The sequence below is a fragment of the Lacinutrix sp. MEBiC02404 genome (genome assembly GCF_053601575.1).
The window spans coordinates 137,867-160,749 of the sequence record NZ_JBSHNV010000153.1; the positions used below are offsets into that span (position 1 = coordinate 137,867).

General features: G+C 32.4%; 20 protein-coding genes. 9 read left to right on the forward strand and 11 right to left on the reverse strand.

All coding sequences use genetic code 11. The features are described from left to right. The first annotated feature begins 110 nt into the window (after nucleotides 1–110). Together ACVCXO_RS07045 and uvrB are read left to right on the forward strand one after the other, a co-directional pair. Entirely contained in the window at nucleotides 111–4,031 is a 3,921-nt protein-coding gene (locus tag ACVCXO_RS07045) for a T9SS type B sorting domain-containing protein (protein WP_452228886.1), read from the forward strand. A gap of 177 nt (nucleotides 4,032–4,208) precedes the next feature. Continuing rightward, nucleotides 4,209–6,212, forward strand: coding sequence for an excinuclease ABC subunit UvrB (uvrB, locus tag ACVCXO_RS07050; RefSeq protein WP_452228887.1), 2,004 nt, complete (start codon nucleotides 4,209–4,211; stop codon nucleotides 6,210–6,212). A 298-nt stretch (nucleotides 6,213–6,510) separates the two neighbouring features. Here uvrB and ACVCXO_RS07055 read toward each other — a convergent pair whose 3' ends face one another. After that, a complete protein-coding gene (locus tag ACVCXO_RS07055; protein ID WP_452228888.1) occupies nucleotides 6,511–6,912 on the reverse strand; it encodes a TerB family tellurite resistance protein in 402 nt (133 codons plus the stop codon). Between the two features lie 217 nt (nucleotides 6,913–7,129). Here ACVCXO_RS07055 and ACVCXO_RS07060 point away from each other — a divergent pair, with 217 nt between their 5' ends. Further along, on the forward strand, nucleotides 7,130–7,417 hold the full coding sequence (locus tag ACVCXO_RS07060; RefSeq protein ID WP_452228889.1) for a DUF1456 family protein: 288 nt from the start codon (nucleotides 7,130–7,132) through the stop codon (nucleotides 7,415–7,417). 149 nt (nucleotides 7,418–7,566) lie between these two features. Here the strand turns inward: ACVCXO_RS07060 and sucC are convergent, their stop codons facing one another. Then, a complete protein-coding gene (sucC, locus tag ACVCXO_RS07065) occupies nucleotides 7,567–8,760 on the reverse strand; it encodes an ADP-forming succinate--CoA ligase subunit beta (protein WP_452228890.1) in 1,194 nt (397 codons plus the stop codon). A 232-nt stretch (nucleotides 8,761–8,992) separates the two neighbouring features. Between sucC and lysA the strand changes: the two genes are divergently transcribed. Further along, nucleotides 8,993–10,237 carry a diaminopimelate decarboxylase gene (gene lysA / locus ACVCXO_RS07070; RefSeq protein ID WP_452228891.1) on the forward strand — a complete coding sequence of 415 codons (1,245 nt, stop codon included), beginning with the start codon at nucleotides 8,993–8,995 and terminating at the stop codon, nucleotides 10,235–10,237. A gap of 136 nt (nucleotides 10,238–10,373) precedes the next feature. Further along, nucleotides 10,374–11,312 (forward strand): sterol desaturase family protein, encoded by a 939-nt coding sequence (locus ACVCXO_RS07075; RefSeq protein WP_452228892.1) that lies wholly within the window; start codon nucleotides 10,374–10,376, stop codon nucleotides 11,310–11,312. A 37-nt stretch (nucleotides 11,313–11,349) separates the two neighbouring features. Here the strand turns inward: ACVCXO_RS07075 and ACVCXO_RS07080 are convergent, their stop codons facing one another. Beyond that, a complete protein-coding gene (locus ACVCXO_RS07080) occupies nucleotides 11,350–12,333 on the reverse strand; it encodes a T9SS type A sorting domain-containing protein (protein WP_452228893.1) in 984 nt (327 codons plus the stop codon). Between the two features lie 353 nt (nucleotides 12,334–12,686). Here ACVCXO_RS07080 and ACVCXO_RS07085 point away from each other — a divergent pair, with 353 nt between their 5' ends. After that, the gene (locus ACVCXO_RS07085) at nucleotides 12,687–13,196 is read left to right on the forward strand and encodes a nuclear transport factor 2 family protein (RefSeq protein ID WP_452228894.1); all 510 of its coding nucleotides are present in this window, start codon (nucleotides 12,687–12,689) and stop codon (nucleotides 13,194–13,196) included. Nucleotides 13,197–13,208: 12 nt separating this feature from the next. Here ACVCXO_RS07085 and ACVCXO_RS07090 read toward each other — a convergent pair whose 3' ends face one another. The 8 genes from ACVCXO_RS07090 to ACVCXO_RS07125 form a co-directional block, all read right to left on the reverse strand. Beyond that, a complete protein-coding gene (locus ACVCXO_RS07090) occupies nucleotides 13,209–13,946 on the reverse strand; it encodes a T9SS type A sorting domain-containing protein (protein WP_452228895.1) in 738 nt (245 codons plus the stop codon). 48 nt (nucleotides 13,947–13,994) lie between these two features. Next, entirely contained in the window at nucleotides 13,995–15,401 is a 1,407-nt protein-coding gene (locus ACVCXO_RS07095) for a M20/M25/M40 family metallo-hydrolase (protein WP_452228896.1), read from the reverse strand. A gap of 95 nt (nucleotides 15,402–15,496) precedes the next feature. Then, on the reverse strand, nucleotides 15,497–16,315 hold the full coding sequence (locus ACVCXO_RS07100; protein WP_452228897.1) for an alpha/beta hydrolase: 819 nt from the start codon (nucleotides 16,313–16,315) through the stop codon (nucleotides 15,497–15,499). A gap of 58 nt (nucleotides 16,316–16,373) precedes the next feature. Beyond that, complete coding sequence (locus ACVCXO_RS07105) at nucleotides 16,374–16,739, reverse strand: DUF2200 domain-containing protein (RefSeq protein WP_452228898.1); 366 nt, start codon at nucleotides 16,737–16,739, stop codon at nucleotides 16,374–16,376. Between the two features lie 95 nt (nucleotides 16,740–16,834). Continuing rightward, complete coding sequence (locus ACVCXO_RS07110; protein ID WP_452228899.1) at nucleotides 16,835–17,755, reverse strand: hypothetical protein; 921 nt, start codon at nucleotides 17,753–17,755, stop codon at nucleotides 16,835–16,837. Between the two features lie 156 nt (nucleotides 17,756–17,911). After that, nucleotides 17,912–18,127 carry a helix-turn-helix domain-containing protein gene (locus tag ACVCXO_RS07115; RefSeq protein WP_452228900.1) on the reverse strand — a complete coding sequence of 72 codons (216 nt, stop codon included), beginning with the start codon at nucleotides 18,125–18,127 and terminating at the stop codon, nucleotides 17,912–17,914. 3 nt (nucleotides 18,128–18,130) lie between these two features. Then, nucleotides 18,131–18,667, reverse strand: coding sequence for a DUF2975 domain-containing protein (locus ACVCXO_RS07120; protein WP_452228901.1), 537 nt, complete (start codon nucleotides 18,665–18,667; stop codon nucleotides 18,131–18,133). Nucleotides 18,668–18,851: 184 nt separating this feature from the next. Continuing rightward, nucleotides 18,852–19,730 carry a PPK2 family polyphosphate kinase gene (locus ACVCXO_RS07125; protein WP_452228902.1) on the reverse strand — a complete coding sequence of 293 codons (879 nt, stop codon included), beginning with the start codon at nucleotides 19,728–19,730 and terminating at the stop codon, nucleotides 18,852–18,854. A gap of 152 nt (nucleotides 19,731–19,882) precedes the next feature. On the opposite strand from ACVCXO_RS07125, the gene ACVCXO_RS07130 reads away from it, so the two are divergent. The 3 genes from ACVCXO_RS07130 (at nucleotide 19,883) to ACVCXO_RS07140 (ending at nucleotide 22,742) form a co-directional block, all read left to right on the forward strand. After that, nucleotides 19,883–21,097, forward strand: a complete 1,215-nt coding sequence (locus ACVCXO_RS07130; protein ID WP_452228903.1) for a hypothetical protein — start codon at nucleotides 19,883–19,885, stop codon at nucleotides 21,095–21,097. Nucleotides 21,098–21,221: 124 nt separating this feature from the next. After that, nucleotides 21,222–21,743: a flavodoxin family protein gene (locus ACVCXO_RS07135; protein WP_452228904.1), complete on the forward strand. Its 522-nt coding sequence runs from the start codon at nucleotides 21,222–21,224 to the stop codon at nucleotides 21,741–21,743. Nucleotides 21,744–21,983: 240 nt separating this feature from the next. Continuing rightward, nucleotides 21,984–22,742: a hypothetical protein gene (locus ACVCXO_RS07140; RefSeq protein ID WP_452228905.1), complete on the forward strand. Its 759-nt coding sequence runs from the start codon at nucleotides 21,984–21,986 to the stop codon at nucleotides 22,740–22,742. Nucleotides 22,743–22,883 lie beyond the last annotated feature (141 nt).

A 22,883-nucleotide genomic window follows, 5' to 3' on the forward strand; every position in this document is an offset into this window, starting at 1 on the left:
TACTTTTTCTAATGGAAAAATACACCAAGGACATTTTGCTTTAAAACATTAAAAAACAGTCACCTAACTTTAAATTAAGGTTCATAATTACTTAAAATAAAATTGATAGAATGAAAAAAGTTACATTACTTTTCTTATTAGCAGCATTGCATACTTTTGCACAAGTTCCAAACATAGCATGGAGTAAAAATTACGGTGGAACGCAGGCCGATTTAGGTAAAAAAATAATACAAACAACAGATTTAGGATATTTAGTTGCAGGAGATACCTATTCCAATGACGGAGATGTTACTTCAAATAATGGAGGTTATGATGTTTTTCTATTAAAATTAAATCCAGATGGAGATATCATATGGAAAAAAACGTATGGAGGTTCTCTTAATGATAATGTTAGTTGGGTAGATCAAACTTCAGATGGAGGCTATATTATATCTGCTACCTCGTACTCTAATGATTTTGATGTATCCGTTAATAAAGGTAGTGCAGATTATTGGATTTTTAAAATTGATAGTTTAGGTAATTTACAATGGGAAAAAACATTTGGAGGAACAGGTTATGATTTTTGTAGAAAAGTGGAAGAAACTTTTGATGGAAACTTTATAGTTACTGGTTATTCAAACTCTAATGATGGAGATGTAACAGGAGCTCATGGTAATTATGATTTTTGGGTATTAAAGTTAAACGCTTCAGGAAATATAATGTGGAAAAATGCTATTGGTGGCTCCGATATAGATATTTCTACTTCTATTGTTGAAACCACAGATAATGGTTATTTAGTTTCTGGAAAATCCGATTCTTCAGATGGAGATAGATTACCATTACAAGGTATTTCTAATGGTAGTTGGGTTGTTAAACTAGATATTAATGGAGTTATTACTTGGAAACAATCTTGGAATAACAACATATTTTCTACCGTTGAAGGAGTAAACGTAATTAACACAAATGATAATGGCTTTCTAGTAAGCTCCAGCCAATCTTCTACTAATGGTATCGTTAATGGAACTCTTACATCTTATTATCCAGATTCTTATATCACAAAATTAGATGTTAATGGTTCCATAGAGTGGCAAAAACCTTTTGGAGGCTTACATGACGAATTACTATTTTCTATGTCACAAGATGCAGATAATGGTTATACGTTAATACACTTTTCGAATTCTAATGACCAATATGTATCTAATCATAATGGAAATGCAGGTTTATCAGGTGATTCAAGTGATGCTTGGATAGTTAAAACAGATAGTTTGGGTAATATTATTTGGGAATCTTCCTTTGGAGGAACAAATAAAGATGGAGGATATAACATTGTTCAAACAAATGATGGAGGGCATGTTTTTACTGGCTTAAGTGAATCTACTAATGGAGACATTGCAAACCCTAAAGGTGACCAAGATTTATGGGTTTTAAAATTAGAAGCAATATGTCCTGCTCCAGTTGTAACTTCTTTTTTCCCTTCTAGTGGACCAGAAGACACATTAGTTTACATTAGCGGAAGTGATTTCACTACTGCAGCAACAGTAGCATTCGACGGAATAAGTACTACCTTCACTATCATTAACGATAATGAAATTGAAGCTTTTATTCCTGCTGGAATTTCAGCATCTTCTAATATAACTATTACTAGTACTGGTGGCTGTGTAGGAAACTCGGCAACAGACTTTACGTTATTAGCTTCCGAATGTACTACTGCAGATGTTTATATTTCTGAAATTTATGATGCGTTTTCGGGAAGTTATGCGGTTATTGAATTATATAATCCAACAAATACTCCTATTGTTTTAGATGGCGTTTATATTATTGAGCGTTTTGGTGATATTGGAAATGCTGCACCAAGCCAAACCTATAACGTACTAGGAACCATACCTCCTTTAGACACTTTTATTATTATATTAGGAAGTGGTTCTGATTGCCCTTCATTAACTGCTGATTTTAATGTTGGCACAGGAATTAACGAAAATGATGAATTTAAACTTTTTAAAAACGGTACCTTAATCGATATTGTTAATGCTCCTGCAGATAAAGGATATACCATTATTAGAAACCCCGATGCTGCCGTAACCCAAACTACTTATACTGCTAGTGATTGGTCTATAAATTCTAATGAAGATTGCTCCGATCTAGGTTCGCATACTGCAGATCCAATTCCGAATAATACGCCAACGATTACAAATCCAACTTCACAAACCATTTGTGAAAATGGCACTGCTACTTTTACAATTTCTATCTCTGGTACCGAAACATACACCTACCAATGGAAAGTTTTAAACAGTGCAGGAAACTGGGTAAACGTAGTCAATGATGCAAATTATTCTGGAGCTACAACAGATACATTAACTATTACCAATGCGCCTTTAACTTTTGATGCGAATCAATATTATTGCGAAGTCAATTCGACTAGTTGTGATTTAGTTACGAATGCGGCGCAATTACATGTTGGTAATGTGGAAGTCGATACACTGTCAAGCGAAACGGTTTGTACAAGTTATACCTTACCTACATTAACAAACGGAAACTATTATACTGCAACCAATGGTGGCGGAACGCAATTAAATGTTGGCGATATGATCACTACATCGCAAACTATTTTTATTTATAATATTTCTGGAACACCTCCTAATACCTGTGATAACGAAACGAGTTTCACCATTACAGTAAGCGGAACGCCTCCTGTAGATACCGTTTCTAGCGAAACCGTTTGTGCTAGTTACACTTTACCTTCTATTACTAACGGAAATTATTACACAGCAACCAATGGTGGCGGAACACAACTGAACATTGGAGATAACATTACAGCCACACAAACTATTTTTATTTACAACCAAGTTGGGACTGCTCCTAACACCTGTTCTAACGAATCCAATTTTACCATTACGGTAACCGGGAATCCTGCTGTAGATACCATATCTAGTGAAGCGGTTTGTACAAGTTATACCTTACCTACATTAACAAACGGAAACTATTATACCGCAACCAATGGTGGAGGAACGCAATTAAATGTTGGCGATATGATCACTACATCGCAAACTATTTATATTTATAATATATCTGGAACGCCTCCTAATACCTGTGATAACGAAACGAACTTCACCATTACAGTAAGTGGAACGCCTCCTGTAGATACCGTTTCTAACGAAACTGTTTGTGCAAGTTACACACTACCTTCTATTACCAACGGAAACTATTACACAGCAACCAATGGTGGCGGAACACAACTGAACATTGGCGATAACATTACAGCTACACAAACTATTTTTATTTACAACCAAGTTGGCACTGCTCCTGACACTTGTTCTAACGAATCTAATTTCACCATTACGGTAACCGGGAATCCTCCTGTAGATACTTTATCTGATCAAGCAGTTTGTACAAGTTACACCTTACCAATACTTACTAACGGAAACTATTTTACTGCAAGCAATGGTAGCGGAACACCACTTAATGCTGGTGATATGATCACTACATCGCAAACTATTTTTATTTATAATATATCCGGGACTGCTCCTAATACTTGTGATAATGAAACCACTTTTGATGTAACCATCTATCCAGCTACAGATTTCACACTGGATGCTTCTAATATTACCATTATTGAAAATACTTTAACGGTTAGTATGACAGACACGTCCATAAACTATATCTACGCAGTAGACACTGGAGCTACGCAAACAAATCCAACGTTTACAGATCTTGCAAATGGCATACACACCTTAGTGGTTCAAGATGAAAATGGTTGTGTAGTAAAATCTATTCCGTTTACAATCGATAGTATTCAAGAAATAAATATTCCTTTATTTTTCACACCCAATGGGGATACCTTTAATGATACCTGGTTAATAACAGATACTCAAAATACCATTAAAGAAATCCTAATTTTTAATAGATACGGTAAACTTCTAAAGCAAGTTTCGCCGAGTTCTAAATTTTGGGATGGAACATACCGAGGTTATAATTTAGAAACCAATGATTATTGGTACTTAATCACACTACATAGCGGAGAAGAACTTAAAGGGCATTTTACACTTAAAAGATAATCTATAAAGTTTTCGGAGTCTTACATTTTATATTAAAGTAACTTTAAGTAATTTAGCTGAATTACAGATGGAAACATTTGTCATTCCGTAAGCTTAAACTATGCTTTTCGACACAGGTAATACGGAATAATAACCTTTTTTTTGTTGCTGCGTTGTAGCTTAGCATGCCAATAACTTATGAAATTTAAAATAGAATCGGAATTCAAACCAACTGGAGATCAACCAAATGCCATAAAACAATTAGTGCATGGTTTAGACACCCATGAAAAATACCAAACCTTACTTGGTGTTACAGGTTCTGGTAAAACATTTACAGTTGCTAATGTTATTGAAGAAACACAAAGACCAACCTTAGTTCTTGCACATAACAAAACTTTAGCGGCACAATTATACAGTGAATTCAAACAGTTTTTTCCAGAAAATGCTGTAGAATATTTTGTGTCTTATTATGATTATTACCAACCCGAAGCCTACATACCAACTTCTGGTGTTTATATAGAAAAAGATTTATCTATTAACGAAGAAATAGAGAAAATGCGATTAAGTACCACTTCTTCCCTCCTTTCTGGTCGTCGTGATGTCATTGTTATTGCTTCCGTTTCGTGTTTATATGGTATTGGGAATCCGGTAGAGTTTCAAAAAAATGTCATTACATTAAAACGAGATCAGGTCATTTCTCGTACCAAATTATTACACCAATTAGTACAAAGTTTGTATTCGCGTACCGAAGCAGATTTTAATCATGGAAACTTCCGAATAAAAGGAGATACGGTAGATATATTTCCAAGTTATGCTGATGATGCTTTTCGCGTTCACTTCTTTGGCGATGAAATTGAGGAAATCGAATCTTTCGACATTCAAACCAATAAGGTTATTGAAAAATATGACGTACTGACTATCTATCCTGCAAATATGTTTGTTACTTCTCCAGACATTTTACAAGGAGCCATTAGAGGTATTCAAGACGATTTAGTAAAACAATACGATTATTTTAAAGAAATAGGAAAACACTTAGAAGCAAAACGACTTAAAGAACGTACCGAATTTGATCTAGAAATGATTCGGGAACTTGGTTATTGTTCTGGTATTGAAAACTATTCGCGTTACCTTGACGGAAGAGAGCCGGGAACGCGACCTTTCTGTTTGTTAGATTATTTTCCAGAAGATTATTTAATGGTTGTAGACGAAAGTCACGTAACTATTTCACAAGTTCATGCTATGTACGGAGGAGATAGAAGCAGAAAAGAGAACTTGGTAGAATATGGATTTAGACTTCCTGCTGCCATGGACAATAGACCTCTAAAATTTGAAGAGTTTGAAGCACTTCAAAATCAAGTCATTTATGTGAGTGCTACTCCTGCAGATTATGAGCTTGAAAAAACGGATGGTGTTTATGTAGAGCAAGTCATTAGACCTACTGGTTTATTAGATCCGATTATTGAAGTGCGACCAAGTTTAAATCAGATTGATGACTTAATTGAAGAAATACAGCAACGTATAGAAAAAGACGAACGTACTTTAGTAACGACGCTTACCAAACGTATGGCGGAAGAATTGACCAAATATTTAAGCAGAATTTCTATCCGAGTAAACTACATCCATAGTGATGTAGATACTTTAGAGCGAGTTCAAATCATGCAAGATTTACGTCGCGGTATTTATGATGTTTTGGTGGGTGTGAATTTATTACGTGAAGGTTTAGACTTACCAGAAGTTTCTTTAGTTGCGATCTTAGATGCAGATAAAGAAGGTTTTTTACGTTCGGCAAGGTCTTTAACCCAAACGGTTGGTCGTGCAGCACGTAACCTTAATGGAAAAGCAATAATGTATGCCGATAAAATTACCAAAAGCATGCAAAAAACGATTGATGAAACCGAATACAGACGTGCAAAACAAATCGCATATAACACCCAGCATAACTTAGTACCAAAAGCATTAAATAAGAGCTTGGATAGTGCATTATCGAAAAACTCGGTAAGTACCTATAGTTACGAACTAGAAGCTGCAAGAGCTGCAGAACCAGAAAGCGAATATCTAAGTAAAGGAGAACTGGAAAAGAAAATTCGTGAAAAACGAAAAGTGATGGAGCAAGCTGCCAAAGCATTAGACTTTTTAGTTGCTGCAAAACTACGTGATGAAATTAAAAGCTACCAAGGTAAACTGGAAGCACTGAAGGCCTAATTTATAACTAATGACCGACGACTGCAATAGTTTACTACACAGAGACTCACAAAGATCCACAAAGTTGCACGGAGAAATTACGAACAAAGACGAAAATGTTGCCTTACCTATTGATGACTGATGACTGATGACTGATGACTGAAACCTATGTCATTTCGAGCTTGTCGAGAAAACTTTTTTTACGGATATTCTTTTCAAAGAAATTTTTAGCTTAATTCAGAAGATTCCGCATTTTAGCGGAATAAGTCCCACTAACCAAATGGAATGCACCAAAAGGCTTTTCCATTTAGAACCTACCTTAATTATACTGTACCTTAAAAATATCGATCAATACATCTGGTGGCACCATCTTATTTGGAAAGCTCTCCATCAAGTACAATACCTTATTAATAGACTCATGGTTTAAACCCATTCGCAAACCAAAATTATGGAGTTTAATAATTTCTTTATCATTAATATCTCCATCAATACTCATTAGTAAAACCAACCTATGAAACTGTACAATGCGCTCGCTATGTGATTTTAAATGGGTATAATCGATAGGGTTTGCTATAAGATAATCAAAATCTTCACGAGAAATATGTAACTGCTTCGCTACACCTAATAAAAATTTATGTTCTATACTTTTTATCATCTTGTCGCATTTTGCAAATGCAATCATTTCCGACAAAAGGCATAGTTTTTCTACCCTATTTACCATTACTATGAGGAATTAATTAATTATTATAAAGTTAGATATAATCCCTCTTTTATAATCGTTGATATATTGTATCTTGTCGAAAAAAAAAGAGCAATTCATCGCTTTTATACTAGTTTCATAGAAACAAAATCTTATAGAACAACATACAACACCTTTGTTTTACATGTTTCAGACGATTTTCACTTCTAAAACTAACCAAAAAAATTAAAATTCTACTATGACTAATAATGACATATTTAAAAAACTAAGAGTAGCACATAAACTTCGTGATGAGGATATTATAAAAATTCTAGAATTAGTAGATTTTAGAATCGGAAAAAGTGAACTTAATGCTTTTTTCAGAAAAGAAGACCATCCAAAATATATGGAATGTGGCGATCAGATTTTACGAAATTTCCTTAACGGTTTAGTGATTCATTTACGTGGACCAATGCCAAAAAAAGGAGAGAAAAAAATAAGCGATACGCCAACAAAGAATAAGATACAAAAAAAGAGCAACGATTAGTTGCTCTTTTTTTTGGTCTATACTTACCAAAATTTAAAGAAAACGTATCTGTCATTTCCCATTTTAAGACAAAAAAAAGAGCAACCAAATGGTTGCTCTTTTCTATATATTTATGAAATACAGAAACTAGTTCTGCATCACATTGAAATTTATTTAGATAATACTTCTTGTACTTTATCTGCAGCTTCTTGAAACTCTGTAGCACTCATTACAGCTAATCCTGAATTATCAATTAATTTTTTCGCAATATCGGCATTAGTACCTTGTAAACGAACAATAATTGGCACTTCAATATTCCCCATGTTTTTGTACGCATCAATAACACCTTGAGCAACACGATCACAACGAACAATACCACCAAAAATATTAATTAAGATTGCTTTTACAGCTGGATCTCTTAAAATAAGTTCGAATGCAATTTCTACTCTTGCAGCATCTGCAGTACCACCAACATCTAAAAAGTTAGCCGGCTCACCACCTGCTTGCTTAATTAAATCCATTGTTGCCATTGCAAGTCCTGCACCATTTACCATACAACCAACGTTACCGTCAAGATCTACATAGTTAAGTCCATGTTCACCTGCTTCTACTTCAATTGCATTTTCTTCACGTAAATCACGTAAAGCAGCTAAATCTTTATGTCTATATAATGCGTTGTCATCTAAAGATACTTTAGCATCCACAGCCATTATTTTAGAATCACTTGTTTTTAAAACTGGGTTAATTTCAAATAAAGAAGAATCAGACGCTACGTAAGCTGTATATAATGCAGTTACAAATTTTGTCATTTCTTTAAAAGCAACACCAGATAAACCTAAGTTAAAAGCTATTTTTCTAGCTTGAAAACCCATTATTCCTAAAGCAGGATCTATTTCTTCATGAAATATTAAATGTGGTGTTTCTTCTGCAACCGTTTCAATATCCATTCCACCTTCTGTAGAATACATAATCATATTTTTACCTGTAGCTCTATTTAAAAGTACAGACATATAATACTCTTCTGTCTCAGAATCTCCAGGATAATAAACATCTTCACAAACTAAAACTTGGTGTACACGTTTACCTTCCGCAGAAGTTTGAGGTGTTACCAAATCCATTCCAATAATTTGTCCAGCAATTTCTTCTACTTCTTGTAAGCTCTTAGCAAGCTTAACTCCTCCACCTTTACCACGTCCACCAGCATGAACTTGTGCTTTAATCACGTGCCAACCAGTTCCTGTGTCTTCCGTCATTTTTTTTGCTGCAGCAACTGCTTCTTGAGCGGTTTGTGCAACGATTCCTCTTTGAATACGTACGCCAAAACTGCTTAATAATTCTTTTCCTTGATATTCGTGTAAATTCATCTTGTTTAAAGTAAAATTGTTAGTTCTCTTTCGCCAAAAGCTTCAAAGAATTTATAATGAAACAAAAGTAAATAATCACAAGAACTTACCCTAATATTTAATTATTAAAAAACGAACAAACTATAGAAATCTCATATTGTTAAATATTTAACAATATGTTTAAAATGTGTAATATTATGTTATTTTCATTTTTATAAGCCTAAAAAAAAATATATTTGAAAAAAAATCACACATGGAAAACAGCGAATTATTAAAGATAACAAAAGATTTCGGGAGTCCGATTTATGTTTATGACGCAGATAAAATAGCTTTTCAATATAAACGTTTAACTTCTGCTTTTAAAAAGGTGAAGCAGGTAAAACTGAACTATGCTGTTAAAGCGCTATCTAATATTTCCATTTTAAAATTAATGAAATCCTTAGGAGCCGGATTAGATACGGTTTCTATTCAAGAAGTAAAACTAGGACTTACCGCTGGTTTTACTCCAGATCAAATTATTTTTACTCCCAATGGTGTTTCCTTAGAAGAGATTGAAACAGCTGCAAAATTGGGTGTTCAAATTAATATAGACAACCTTTCTATTTTAGAACAATTTGGTACAAAGCATCCAAAAACACCGGTTTGCATTCGTATCAATCCGCATGTAATGGCTGGAGGAAACACGAATATTTCTGTAGGACATATAGATAGTAAATTCGGAATTTCCATCCATCAAATACCACATATCCTTCGTATTGTAGAAAACACAGGAATGCATATTAACGGGATTCACATGCATACCGGAAGTGATATTTTAGATATTGATGTGTTTTTATATGCAAGTGAGATTTTATTTGAAACCGCTAAACACTTTAAAACGTTAGACTTTATTGATTTTGGATCTGGTTTTAAAGTACCTTATAAAGCAGGAGACATTGAAACAAATATTGAAGAATTTGGAGAAAAACTTACCAAACGTTTTAATGATTTCTGCAAAGAATACGGAAAAGAATTAACGCTTGCTTTTGAGCCAGGGAAATTTTTGGTGAGTGAAGCTGGTCAGTTTTTAGCGAAAGTAAATGTGGTAAAACAAACAACCTCAACGGTTTTTGCGCAAATCGATTCTGGATTTAATCATTTAATACGACCAATGCTTTATGGGTCGCAACATGAAATTGAAAACATTTCAAACCCAAAAGGTAGAGAACGTTTTTATAGTGTTGTAGGTTATATTTGTGAAACAGATACTTTTGCGAATAACAGACGTATTTCTGAAATTAACGAAGGAGATATTATAGCTTTTAAAAACGCAGGAGCGTATTGCTATTCGATGGCTAGCAATTATAATTCGCGTTATCGTCCAGCAGAAGTACTTTGGCTAAATAACAAAGCGCACTTAATTAGAAAAAGAGAAACTTTTGATGATATACTGAAAAATCAGATTGAAATAGAAATAGGTACTTCTAGCAAAAAGAAGGAAAATATTTTAGTAAAATAAGACACTTCAATTATACAATATAAATCCGTTTTAAGACAGCACATTCTTAAAACGGATTTTTTTTTCGTAAGAAAAACCATTTATCTGCGTTTTTCCAGCAAAATCAAGGTATTTTTGAAATTAAAAATAAAATTTAATGGATTTCACTAACCCTTTAGTTTACGGCGTACCTTGTTTTTTAGGACTCATTTTATTAGAGTTAAGCTATAGCAAACACCGTAAAGAACCTCGTAATCAAGAATTATACGGATGGAAAGATTTAGGGGCAAGTGTAACTATGGGTGTTGGTTCTGCTATTATAGCGCCACTTACTAAAACCATTGCAGCCATTGTATTATTTAACTTTATTTACAACCTTTTTAACCCAATAGTAGCTGGTGTACACACCAATATTATGGGATACGAGTCTTTTGGATACGCTTGGTATATTTGGTTTATATGCCAGCTTTGCGACGATTTTAGTTATTATTGGTTTCACCGACAAAACCATAACGTACGCTTTCTTTGGGCCGCCCATATTGTGCATCATTCTTCTAATAATTTTAATTTAGGGACAGCTGTGAGAAACGGATGGTTTACTCTTTTTTACAAACCTTTATTTTACATGTGGATGCCCGCTATTGGCTTTCCGCCTGAAATGGTAGTCGTTTGTTTAGGTATAGAATCGCTTTGGCAATTTCAATTACATACCGTTTACGTTCCTAAATTAGGTATTATTGAAAAAGTATTTAACACGCATACTATGCATCAAGTACACCATGCACAAAACATAGAATATATGGATAAAAACCATGGTGGTTTTTTAAATATTTTTGATAAAATTTTTGGTACTTGGAAAGAGCTAGATGAGAATATTGAAATTAAATACGGCGTTACTCATGCGCCAAACTCCTATAATCCACTTGTTATTTTAACACATGAATACAAAGATATTTGGAACGATATGAAAAAATCTAAAAACTGGTCCCATAAATTCATGTATGCTTTTGCGGCTCCTGGTTGGAGTCATGATGGCAGTACACTTACCATAAAACAACTACGAAAACAAATGAAAATGCAAAACCTGAAAAGTTAACTTTTCAGGTTTTATGCCTTTTCTATAAAACGAAGTATTACTTTTTAATAAACTTTTTAGTAAGCACCGCGCTATCTGTTTCTACTTTTACAACATACATTCCTGCTTGCAAAACACTAACATCGATAGCTGTTGTATTATTTGTTGTACTTAGAACTTGTCGTCCATTAATATCATAAATACCAATAGTTTTAATAGGGTTTGGTGTTTTTAAATTTATATTTAAAACAGAATGCACCGGATTAGGAACAACGGATATCTCATTATATGCATTTTCGTTAATCCCTAATAAAGTGACTAAATATGCTTCATTAATAGTAGTAGTTTCGTCCACACTTGCAATTGGAATTACAATATGCACCGTATTAGATCTAAAAACTAAATTACCATTACCATTATCATAATAATAGTAAGACGTTTGTGTCGCGGTACCTGCGTTAGGTAAAAAAGGAGGAAGACCTAAATTAACTGTTTGAACTACTTTTAATCTAGTAACCGTCGAGCTATAAGCTCCAACACCAACATCATTCATGTTAAGCGTTCCATAAGCATCTACTGTCTTTACAATGTCACCAGTAAATTCGCCAGAAATATCTGGATTAGTGAAAGTACCTTCAACAAGATCGGTGTTATTGTAACCAAAACTTAATGGAAATGTACCAATAAGCGCATTATCGTCATTATAATTTAATTCTAAGTCGGGCGTTATTGCTCCGGTAATAAAAAGTTCACCAGCCACACTTTTAAATAAAATATCGTTATCACCTGAAGAAAACACATTTGTTGTTCCAGGAAACGTATTTGTTTGATCCGTGGTTGGTCCAGCATAGGTATCTGTAGAGTTACCCGCATCAGTTAAGCTTGTAAAATTCCAAGTAGCGCTTGCTCCCATTGGGCTTTGATCTACTGCACCATCTACAATAGCATAATTAGACATGTGCACACTATTAAAGGTTGCAATGTTTTGCGAAAAACCAAAACTAGTAGTTAAACAGACTAAGTAAAGTAATTTTTTTTTCATTTTTTAAAAGATTGATAATTAGCTTTTAAAAGTACAAAAAGGAAACAGACAATCTAAAATTCTACTACAAATGACAACTATTGACGTTCAACTACTTAAATAGCGCTTTCCTTTACATAGGGTCATTTTATTCAAAAAAAAAAAAACAAATTACAAACCAGGTGCATTAGAAGACATCTTTTACTAATTATTAATTTACTGTAAATCAATGATTAAGGCGTTTTATTTTGTATATTTATATTAATCAATAATACTACTAATTAAACTAAAATAAGTATTGCCTCACTTTTGCTGTAATTATTAATCAACCTATTTCTTTATGGAAACGGTTTATTAATTTAAATTTTAGTTTTATGAAAAAAATCATCCTATTCGGAATACTATTATTCGTAATAGTTTCCTGTAACAAACAGCGATACACGCAAAACTCTCCAGAAATTGACATTGTTAAAGCGGTTATAAATAATTATGACTACCAGAAATGGGATAGCTTAACGATGAAATATGCCGACACCGCGAAAGTATATTACAACACAAGAGATCAATTTTTTACTGCAAAAAGTTTACCGGAATATCATAAAAGGAATGATTCCAGTTTTTTAACTAGAGCTTTTGAAGAAAACAGAAGAGAGTTTGAAATGGTTACGGATGATAGTGGAAAAAACTGGGTGAATTTTTGGGGAATCTGGGAAGGCAATCTTTTAGAGAACAATAAAAAAATTGAAATGCCGGTTCATATTACTTATCAATTTATTGATAAAAAAATAGTTCTTGAATATGGATATTGGGATGCCAGCCAACTAGTATTAGCCCTTCAGCGCTTGGAAGACATGAAGAAAACAGATACTATTTTTATTCAATAATAAAAAACGGGATTAATTTTTAATTATTCTTTTAGTTTCTATTTCGCCATTTTCAGTTTCAAAAACAAAAAAGTATATTCCAGGTTCTAGATTGCTCACATTTAAATTAGTAGTATTACTAGAAGCAATTTTATGGGAAAGCTTCCTTTGCCCTTTCACATTATAAACCGTAAGTTTTAGGTTTAAAAGATCCTTCGTTTTATCTATAGTTAGGGAATGAATAACAGGATTAGGAAACAACTTTATTTTAGAAGCTATATGCTTATTTGTACTTAATAAAGCGCTTCCGTAAATTGCTTGATCCCCATTATTAGTAGTAATAGTTAATGTATAGGTATTATCTATAAGTTGCACTATATTATATGTAAATGCACCGGATTGATTCGCAAAATAAAAATTAGAAAAATAAAGACTTTCAAAACTACTATTTTCTTGCATATCACATACAATCAACGTTTGATATAATTCTGAAAATGTAAAAGTAGATAAAGCATCATCAAAGATTAGATTTCCACTAAGAAGGTTGCATACGTTAGTCTCAAAATCAAAACCTGTAAAAAAAGCTAATGAAACCGATGCAACTTCGGTATTAGATGGCGGATAATTATTTTGACCATTAACAATTACATTTTGTAAATACCACACATTTTCACCTAACCGCGAATCTTGGCCTTTACTATGTAGTGCAAATAAAAATATAATGATTACTAAAAAATATTTCTTAAAATCACACTTTGGAAAACCTTTCATATGGAGCCTTTTTATCTATAAAGGTAGTTTTTTTGTGGAAAACAAAAACTAATTTTTAATCGTACTTTGTTTTGGTAACGGATTAGTTCCATATTTATCAAACAGATACACTAAAGAAGTCATGGTTGCTGCACCAAGTTCTAGTTCGCGTTTATTAACGGCATCGAAGGTATCATTTGCCGCATGATGATGATCAAAGTAACGTTGTGAATCTGGACGTAATCCTGCTAATACATTACTATCATTTTTTAAAGGACCAACATCTGCACCACTTCCACCTTTTTCAAAATAATGAATAAGGTATGGTTTAAACAAAGGTTTCCAACTTAATACTTGGTCAAAATTAGCATCGCTACAATCAAAACTAAATCCTCTTGGTGTAAATCCGCCAGAATCACTTTCTAAAGCAAACACATGGTTTTCTCCTTTTCGCTTTGCTTCTTCTGCATATTTATTTCCGCCACGCAATCCGTTTTCTTCATTCATAAATAAAACGACACGAATACTTCTTTTAGGTTTAATACCTGATGCTTTTAAAAGTCTTAAAACATCCATTGACTGTACCACTCCTGCTCCATCATCATGCGATCCATCTCCCAAATCCCAAGAATCTAAATGACCTCCAACTACAAAATATTCTTTAGGAAACTCACTTCCTGTAATTTCACCAATGACATTATGCGATAATACATCTCTAAATTGCGAACAGCTTTGTTTAAAATAAAATTCTAAGTCTTTATCTAATTTTAATGCGGTACTTAAAAGCTCTGCATCATTAGTACTTATTGCAGCTGCAGGAATACGTTTTTCTAAAGGAAGATCGTCATAAGTCATACTTCCTGTGTGTGGAAAATCGTCTAAACGTAAATTCATAGAACGAACAATGACACCAACAGCACCAAACTTCTCTGCTTCTACTGCGCCACTATACCGTTGATTTACACAACCACCATAGGCATTGAAAGTACTAATTAAATCTTCTTGCATTGGCCTGTTAAAGAATATAATTTTTCCTTTTATTACTGCTTCACCAAGTCCCTGTAATTCTTCAAAATTTTGTACTTCAATGATTTTTGCTTTTAAACCTAAAGGGTTTGTGGCTACAGAGCCACCAAGCGCACAAATATTAACACTGGTTGTCGTTTTCTTTTGTGAAGACTCTATATATGCGTATTCTTTTGCACCACGAACCCATTTTGGAACCATTACTTCTTGCAACCAAACTTTATCTAAGCCTAGCTTTTCTAATTCTTCTTTTCCCCATTTTACAGCAAATTCTGCTTGTATAGATCCTGATAAACGTCCTCCTATTTGATTGGATAAGTAATCTAGCCATTCGTAACTTTTACCATTCGTTAAGGATTGTTTATATATTTCTTTAAGGATTTCTTCGTCGGTTTGCGAATAGCTAGTAATCGTACTTAAGGCTAAAAGTAATAGAAGGATTTTTTTCATGGGTAATTATTTTAGGGATGCCATTTTAAGTTTGAAAGATACTACTTCTAAAAAGTAGGAATCCTTAAATAAAATATAAAACATTAATTTATATGTTATTCCTCAGTATTCATTATCCAAGTTAATGCTTGTTCTTTTTTAGCTCTAAAAATGGTATTATGTTTTTCATTGGGCGCATCTTCATATTTCCAAATTAATGTACTAGGCGAATTACTTTGCAAGGTTTTAGCTAGGTTATTGGTATGTATGGAAATATCTTCTACTCCCGATCCAGCAAACCAAAGTTTCTTTTTTTTATTCGGAAAAGCATTTAAGAATGTCGAAGCATTTTGTTCTAGATAATGATTATTCCACCAAAGAGAAGGATCCATTGCAATATAGAAATCGAATGCATTTGGTTTTAAGAGGAAAGTTTCCATAACAAAAAGGCCCGCTAGCGATTCGCCAATAATACCTTTTTGAGAAGTAGTTCTGTATTTACTATTTATCTGAAGCATTAATTCTTCGGTTATAAATGCTCTAAAGTTTTTTGCTCCATCGGTTAACGGACAAAATTGTGCATCATATTCCGTTTCCGAAAAACCTGTGAGGTCTCTTCCTCTTTCTGTATTTTCAATTCCGACAAGAATTACCGGCGGTATATTTTTCCTTTCCACTAACTTAGCAATGGAATTCGCTATATGCGGAAAATCTTCTTTTATTCCGCCATCAGGCATATATAAAACAGGAAAAGAATCGGTACCATTTATATAATTTGGTGGAACCCACACATTAATTACGCGCGTTTCATTTACAAATTTGGACTTTATAGTAAAGTTATCATGATTTGGAATAACGTCATGAATGGTTATGGTTTGCCAACAACTAGAAGTTAGTAAAGCTACAAAAAGTAGAAAGTAAATAGATTTATTCATCGTTTGTTTGTTAGTATTCCTTTTAAAGTACAATTAATTTAACTGTTCATTAATCGATTTATGCAATGCGCAATATCTTTTCCATTTTACGTCCTCTTGCCAATTCCTCTACTAGTTTATCCAAATATCGGACTTCTTTGGTTAGCTGATTTTCTATTTCTTCAATTCTATACCCACAAATCACCCCTTTAATTAGTTGGGCATTTGGGTTTAATTTTGCACTTTTAAAAAATATTTCAAAAGTCACTTTTTTAGCTATTAGTTCTTCTAGTTCTTGTTCATCATAACCCGTTAACCAATGAATAACTTGATGTAATTCGTCTTTACTTCTACCTTTTTTCTCCACTTTGGTAATGTAATGCGGATACACGGAAGCGAATGTCATTTTTGCAATACGTGCATCATGGTGGCTTGTTGTGGACATCGTTTATTTTATTTTTTGATTCTTATGGTTTTCAAAGTGCTTTCCGTTTTACCGGTATTTAGAATAGCAACTTTCCTTTTCATTCTTGCTTTGCTTTATTCCATTTTTATAGCCGTAGAATAAATTTTACTTAAGCCATTTTGATTTCCTTGAATATAGCTTTTAAAATCTAAAACATCCTTAAACTTTCTAGATTCCAGATTTCTTCTTTTACTGGTAAAATATAAGATTCCGTTTTCCGCATCATAAAAAGGACAGTATTCCATATACTTTGTATTAATAGGAGTCCCCATATTTTTTGCTTTTTCCCATTTTCCATTTGCATCTTTTCTAGAAATGTACAAATCCCCACTTCCTTGTCCGCCTTCTTCCTTATACTTTGTATATATTATAAATTCTTCTTCTCTAGAGATAAAAGCATTAAACTCATAACCACTACTGTTTATGTTTTCATTCAAAAGAATTGGTGCTTCATAGCCATCGCCATTCCATTTAGAAAAATAAATATCATCTTTTCCTAATCCATTAGGAGATTCCATCGTAAAATACAAATTATTATTTTTACTCACGGAAGGATAAAACTCATTAAAACCGGAATTAATTGGCTTTCCTATATTTTTAGGTGCCGACCACTTGTCTTTAGTATTATTTCTATCCACATACCAAATATCGAAATCTTTCTTTTCATTAGAAGTATGGTCTAAAGGTCTATCTGAAACAAAAAATAGTCGATTTCCTTTGGGAGACAAAAAAGGTTCTAAATACATAAAGGAATCATTAAAAGACACTAATTCTGGTTCCGACCATTCCTTTTTCTCTTTTTTGACGACTACTATTTGTGAAATTTGTGCATCTGGACTTTGTATGGTAAAAAAAGCTTCCTTACCAGTATTAGAAATACAAAAATCGCGTACGTTATAAAATTCACCTAATTTTTTATCAAACGGAATAATCGCATTATCCTTTTGGCCAAATACCACAGTAGAACTTAAAACTAATACTATTATCCATCTCATTTATATCTTATTATTTTTCTAAATTTACTCTATTCAAATAACCTTTAAAATTCGTGCTAATAAATACTTTAAAACCCAGCTTATTTATGTAAAAAGCTTTTGTGACATCTTTATCAAGCATTGGTAATTTTGGAATGATAGTAGTTAGCATAATTTTTAAGATTCTTGATCTTTTTTATGTTCTAGAATATCTGCTGGCTGACAATCTAATGCTTCACAAACCGCATTTAAAGTACTAAACCGAATTGCTTTTACTTTTCCCGTTTTTAGTTTAGACAAGTTTGCTAAGGAGATATTTACGATTTCAGATAATTCGTTAAGTGACATTTTACGTTTTGCCATCATCACATCCATATTTACAATAATTGCCATATGTTATACTGTTTCTTCTAGTTCTTCTTGATTTGCTACTCCTTTTGAAAAAATAATAGCAATCACATAAATTACAGCTGCCATTAAAATAAAGGCTTGACTGTCTGCCCAAAACTGGTTTAGCATATCGATATTATAACCACGATGTTGCAAATTTTTAGCAACCTGCCTTGCTAAATAACTTAATAAGCCTATGGAAAATGTATAGTAACTAATTTGTGATATTTGCTTAGAAACAAAACTATTGAACGGCTTAGATAAATCAATTTTGGTTACGAGTACAATTAGTAAATAGAATAGATATGCTTTAAGAATCGAGATGATTAGGATAAAACTATACATACTATAAAAAGCTCTTTTACTGCTTGCGTACATTTCGCTTAAGTCTAATTTCTGATATAATTTTGAAACGAATTCCGGGTTATACAGACTAAAAATAAAGTTGACTACCAAGCCTCCTGCTTCAATACACAGACCAACAAAGATGACCCAAGCAACAATTTTTAAACCTTTAAATACGACGTTATTTGTTTCTGACATGATTAGAATAGCTATAAATATATTACAAATATAGATAAACATTTATTGATAAACGATAAATATTTTATTTTTAATGATATATTTCAAAAACAACAAAGGGCAACAAATTATTTTTATCAACTCATTACCCTAAAAAAAAGCACATAATTCTTCCTCTCAAAAAAAGGATGAAATCCATAGGAAACTATTCCTTATTCAACTGCTCCTTATACCATTCAATATTTGCCTTCACATCATCATCCAATTCTGGTTCTTTAATATCCGTATATTCTTTTAATGTATCATACATTATTTTTGCGACTATCAGTCTTGCTGTTGGTTTATCATCTGCTGGAATATTAAACCAAGGCGCATGTGGTTTTGATGTTCTATTTAAAGCATCTTGATAACATTCTTGGTATGCTCCCCAAAGTTTACGCTCTTTTAAATCACCTGGAGAGAATTTCCAGTTTTTAGATGGTTTATCTAAACGACGTAGTAAACGGTTTTTCTGTTCCTCTAAAGATAAGTTTAAAAAGAATTTAAAAATAATAGTTCCAGTTTCTGCAATGTGCTTTTCAAAATTATTTATTTGTTGAAAACGTGCATTCCAAAAAGCCTCATCTATATCTTTTACGGAATTTATATGCGGCAAATGCTCTCCCATAATATAGCCAGGGTGCACTCTGGTTACTAATACGTTTTCATAATGCGTTCTATTAAACACACCAAACTTACCGCGAGCAGGAAGTGCAATATAATGTCTCCAGATAAAATCATGTTTTAATTCTAATTCTGTTGGTACTTTAAAACTATGAACCACCACTCCTCTTGCATTAAAATCTTTAAATACTTCACGAATTAAACTGTCTTTTCCGGCAGTATCCATTCCTTGTAAGCAAACCAAAACAGCATATTTACCATGTGCATAAAGCGTGTCTTGTAGTTCACCTAGTTTTCGTCTTACTTTTCTTAACTCGTCTTTTACATCTTCTTCTTCTGCTTCTAAATTAAAGGTTGTAGTTAGTTTAGAAATTTCTATTTGAGATTGTATTTTAAAGTCGTTTATTTTAATGTCTTTCAATTTCCAAGGCTTTTATAAGTTCTGTTTAAAGATATTAATATTTTTGGTTAATAGAAATTCTATTAATAAATAGCTGCTATTAATTTGCCTAAACTTTTCTAGTCGAGCTCATTATAAATATTGTAATTTTATCGTCTCACTAATTCATCTTCATGAAATCTTTTTACCTATTCATATTTACACTAGTACTATTTCCTTTTATAACTTTTTCGCAACAAGTAGATTCGATACCTACGACTATAAAAAATGGAATTACAAAACCTAGCATTGTGTCTTCCCATCCTTTTGGTATCTTTTTTTCAAGACTACAAGGAAATTTTAAAACACATGCCACAAAAAAAGCGGTTGTTAATATTAGCTTAGAAAGTGCAAATGTTTGGGGGCCGCCAGTAACCACATACGTTCCAAATGATGAAGCGACAAGAAATGAAGCTAGAAAATACGATTGGGATTTGGCTCAATATCATTTTGATGTAGAAGATTTAGATGCCGAAACTTTTCAATTACAAATAGATGGCGTTATAAAAAGCATTAAAGCAAATGTTGCTTTTAATTTAAGTGACAACAAAGAATTAGTAGTTGCCTTACGAGTTGCCATGCTAACGAATGGAGAATATCCCCTTTCTTTTTTTACTAGTGATAAATTTATTGAAGATTTTCACAGTAAAATTGCAGGAGGAGAAGATCCTTTTGACAGAAAGGTTTTTAAATTAAATGACGCCGGAATTAAATATACAGACAGAAATGGCAACACTGCAGAACTTGAAAAAAATGATGTTTTTTTAAGCGGAATAGAAACTTATTATTATTATTATCCGGAATGGTTGATAAATAAAAACAAAAGTTTCTTTATGAATTTGGGTTCTCACCTTGGTACAAATCTATCCAAATATAATACGTCTATAGATTTAGGTGTTTCTGTTAATGCCGTTAAAAAGATTGCATTTAAAAACGAAAACTACGCACAAATAGGTGCTAGTTTAGGTTCCCTAAGAAAGAATGCCATTAATTTAAAAAAAGACAATGTACAATTTGGAACCAATAATTATGTAGCCTTTTTAGAAAGTGCTTTAGAGTATAATTTTATATCTAAAAAGGGATCGACACATTCTATAGGTTTAGATTTTTACATACAAACTAGCTTAAATAAAAAGAAGGAGCTAGATTATATAATACCTATTCGCCATCCAGATGCGCATGATGCTTGGGGAACTGGTACTACCAATTTATATAAAAACAATAATTATTGGACTTTACTATATTCTTTTACAAGAAAGGTTACCACCACTATTTATCTACAACAAGATCTTACGGTAAACAACAATCCAGATATACAAACTGGTGTTAGCGTTAGTTTCAAAATATAAGGCCACCTCATTTTTCCTTTTTAAAATACATCCATATTTTCTATTTGACCATTAATTGTTTCTATTAGAAATTGGCATTTTAGTCTTATCAAAGTCATTGCTTAGCTTCATAAACTTAATGAATATGAATAAAGCAGTAATACTGCAAGGAAGCGCAAGAAGTTTTGGCGACACCTATAAAATAGTGAATCATCTTGCCTCCAAATGCAACTATGCGGTTATAGATTTAAAAACCAAAGTTATTAGCCAATATGATTATGAATATAAAAATGCGGGTGACGATTTTATGGATGTCATAACAGAAGTTATTACAAATTATGACACTATTATTTTTGCTACTCCGGTTTATTGGTATACTATGAGTGGTATAATGAAAGCTTTTTTTGATCGTATTTCGGATGTTATTAGAACAGAAAAAGATTTAGGCAGACAACTACGAGGTAAACATATGGCAATGATAAGTACTAGTAATAGTCCGAATTTAGTAAAAGGTTTTAATATGCCTTTTGTAGAATCTGCAAACTATTTAGGAATGCATTATTTAGGAGACATTCATACTTGGGTTGCTGATGATCATATTCCTAATGCGGTAAAAAATAGTATTAATACCTTTGATGAAAAACTAAAAAAGACACTAAATAATTAGTGTCTTTTTTTATATGTTAAAGTGATTTTATGACCCGTACTATTTGCTGTTTTTCATGGTTCCAGTTTATTAAAAGATATAATGTAATTAATTTTACGCATCTCTTTCTAAATCTTCAATATGTAATAAATATTAGAAGCTCCTTTTAAAAACAAAACAAACACCGATTAAAAGTTGCTTTATCACGTTTAATTGTAAAGTTTGATTATTTTTACTCCCGTAACTTAAATGATCCTACTTATGAAAAAACAATACCTACTCTTTCTTCTACCTATTATCTTTTTAAATACTATTACTGCTAAAATTTCTAAATCAGGAAACGGAGATACAAATCTAGGAATTGTTACTAAAAATATAGATGCTGGAATTAAAGCTTATAATATAATAGACTTAAAGTATCATGCGGATCTATCCAAACAAGCTATTGAAAATGTCATAGAAGCTCTAGAAGCTACAGACTGCACTAGTGCTTTAGACTTATCCATAAGTATTTCTACGTATTTAGATACTGCTTTATTAGCTGATGACTTGGCTTCTGGAAGAACTTATTTGTATATGGCTGAAGAATTAATTGTTAAAACATTTTATGAATATGAACTTTGTAATACGCTAACAAATGAGAACAATGAATTGACACAAAACAGTAACAATCAGCTATCCGACTTAGAGCAACAACAAGCGAAATTAAAACAGCAACAAGCGGAATTAGAACAACAAGCAAATGAAATAAAAAGAAAACTTGCAGAACAACAAGTTAAAAAATCTTTATTAGAAAAAGAACAATTTATAACATTGCAAGACAAAACAATAGTAGAAAACATTAAAAACTATAACGATTTATTAAAAACGTGTGATTGCAATACTACAGTTAATAATAGCACTGAAAATAAAATAACATTATCCTCCAAAACGATAGAAGAACTTAAAGCATATTATTTAAATAAAATAATACGTATTACCGAAAATCATCTTCAACTTTTAAATACTTGTAAAAAGTAAAAACCTCAATATAATATTGAGGTTTTTATATAATCTATATAAATTATACTTCCAAAAAAGGACTCTAGACGTATCCTTGTAGATAAAAAAGGGAACAATACCACGTTATTTTTACAATAAAAAATGTACTATAACATGACG

What these genes read in the sequence shown, in the direction of transcription:
- uvrB (WP_452228887.1), top strand. Translation starts at nt 4,209, where the DNA reads ATGAAATTTAAAATAGAATCGGAATTCAAACCAACTGGAGATCAACCA.
- ACVCXO_RS07130 (WP_452228903.1), top strand. Translation starts at nt 19,883, where the DNA reads ATGAAATCTTTTTACCTATTCATATTTACACTAGTACTATTTCCTTTT.
- ACVCXO_RS07060 (WP_452228889.1), top strand. Translation starts at nt 7,130, where the DNA reads ATGACTAATAATGACATATTTAAAAAACTAAGAGTAGCACATAAACTT.
- lysA (WP_452228891.1), top strand. Translation starts at nt 8,993, where the DNA reads ATGGAAAACAGCGAATTATTAAAGATAACAAAAGATTTCGGGAGTCCG.
- ACVCXO_RS07115 (WP_452228900.1), bottom strand. Translation starts at nt 18,127, where the DNA reads ATGGCAATTATTGTAAATATGGATGTGATGATGGCAAAACGTAAAATG.
- ACVCXO_RS07105 (WP_452228898.1), bottom strand. Translation starts at nt 16,739, where the DNA reads ATGTCCACAACAAGCCACCATGATGCACGTATTGCAAAAATGACATTC.
- ACVCXO_RS07095 (WP_452228896.1), bottom strand. Translation starts at nt 15,401, where the DNA reads ATGAAAAAAATCCTTCTATTACTTTTAGCCTTAAGTACGATTACTAGC.
- ACVCXO_RS07045 (WP_452228886.1), top strand. Translation starts at nt 111, where the DNA reads ATGAAAAAAGTTACATTACTTTTCTTATTAGCAGCATTGCATACTTTT.
- ACVCXO_RS07135 (WP_452228904.1), top strand. Translation starts at nt 21,222, where the DNA reads ATGAATAAAGCAGTAATACTGCAAGGAAGCGCAAGAAGTTTTGGCGAC.
- ACVCXO_RS07090 (WP_452228895.1), bottom strand. Translation starts at nt 13,946, where the DNA reads ATGAAAGGTTTTCCAAAGTGTGATTTTAAGAAATATTTTTTAGTAATC.
- ACVCXO_RS07055 (WP_452228888.1), bottom strand. Translation starts at nt 6,912, where the DNA reads ATGGTAAATAGGGTAGAAAAACTATGCCTTTTGTCGGAAATGATTGCA.
- ACVCXO_RS07075 (WP_452228892.1), top strand. Translation starts at nt 10,374, where the DNA reads ATGGATTTCACTAACCCTTTAGTTTACGGCGTACCTTGTTTTTTAGGA.
- ACVCXO_RS07080 (WP_452228893.1), bottom strand. Translation starts at nt 12,333, where the DNA reads ATGAAAAAAAAATTACTTTACTTAGTCTGTTTAACTACTAGTTTTGGT.
- ACVCXO_RS07140 (WP_452228905.1), top strand. Translation starts at nt 21,984, where the DNA reads ATGAAAAAACAATACCTACTCTTTCTTCTACCTATTATCTTTTTAAAT.
- ACVCXO_RS07110 (WP_452228899.1), bottom strand. Translation starts at nt 17,755, where the DNA reads ATGAGATGGATAATAGTATTAGTTTTAAGTTCTACTGTGGTATTTGGC.
- ACVCXO_RS07100 (WP_452228897.1), bottom strand. Translation starts at nt 16,315, where the DNA reads ATGAATAAATCTATTTACTTTCTACTTTTTGTAGCTTTACTAACTTCT.
- ACVCXO_RS07085 (WP_452228894.1), top strand. Translation starts at nt 12,687, where the DNA reads ATGAAAAAAATCATCCTATTCGGAATACTATTATTCGTAATAGTTTCC.
- ACVCXO_RS07120 (WP_452228901.1), bottom strand. Translation starts at nt 18,667, where the DNA reads ATGTCAGAAACAAATAACGTCGTATTTAAAGGTTTAAAAATTGTTGCT.
- sucC (WP_452228890.1), bottom strand. Translation starts at nt 8,760, where the DNA reads ATGAATTTACACGAATATCAAGGAAAAGAATTATTAAGCAGTTTTGGC.